The sequence below is a fragment of the Aliirhizobium sp. YIM B11859 genome, from assembly GCF_057163345.1.
In genome coordinates this window covers 1-828 of the sequence record NZ_JBXHAY010000049.1, presented here as the reverse complement: position 1 = coordinate 828, position 828 = coordinate 1, and the positions used below count along the sequence as shown (strand labels likewise).

2 tRNA genes are annotated in these 828 nt (G+C 53.3%); both read right to left on the bottom strand.

Going from position 1 to position 828, the window contains the following annotated elements:
- Positions 1–365: 365 nt before the first annotated feature.
- A tRNA-Ala gene (locus AC2GXZ_RS32570) sits at positions 366–441 on the bottom strand.
- Between the two features lie 69 nt (positions 442–510).
- Positions 511–587, bottom strand: a tRNA-Ile gene (locus tag AC2GXZ_RS32565).
- Positions 588–828: the final 241 nt, after the last annotated feature.

The window sequence follows — 828 nt, the reverse complement described above, 5'->3', positions numbered from 1 at the left end:
GCGACCCGCTTGCAGTCTTGTCTTAAGACCAGCTTCTCGAGATTAAATCCGGGTCCGTGCGGTTAGCAACCGGACATCAATAGATCGTCAGAGATGCTCAAAGCCTAAGCCCAAAACACCAACAACGACCGACCAGAGTGACAAGCTTCCTACATCACCCAGTCCCTCCACCAGATCCGACCGGCTAGGTCATCCTTGGTTTCATAAGAACTGAGCTCCGACATGGGATAAATCCCACACCTGGAAGCCTCCAGATCAATCTTCTCTTCACGATTTTTGCAGAACAGGCACAAATGCAGATCGCATTGTGCAAACTTTTTTTCTTCAAAGGATATGTCGCGCTTCATCTCGACACCAAAATGAATTGGTGGAGCTGAGCGGGATCGAACCGCTGACCCCCTGCTTGCAAAGCAGGTGCTCTCCCAGCTGAGCTACAGCCCCAACCATCTCAAGCACCTGATAGACAAAGCTACCAGGATTACGGTGATCGAACGATTTCACTGAACCAAATGGTGGGCCCGGGTAGACTCGAACTACCGACCCCACGCTTATCAAGCGTGTGCTCTAACCAACTGAGCTACGGGCCCATCCTGCCAAGCCAAAAAGGCCCAACATCAACCGCCCATACAGGCCAGAGGCCGTCGCCGGTCGTCCGGCGCCCTCGCGGAGCGTCAGCCTGTCAAAGACAGGCGGTACGACGCGTGAGCGCGAACCAATGGTTCATATCCTAATGAAGAAAGAGAAACGTAGTCGGCGGTTTTCGCCATACCATCCGATATCCGAGGATATTCCGTGGCGTATTGCGTTTCGATGGTCACCTGACTGGTG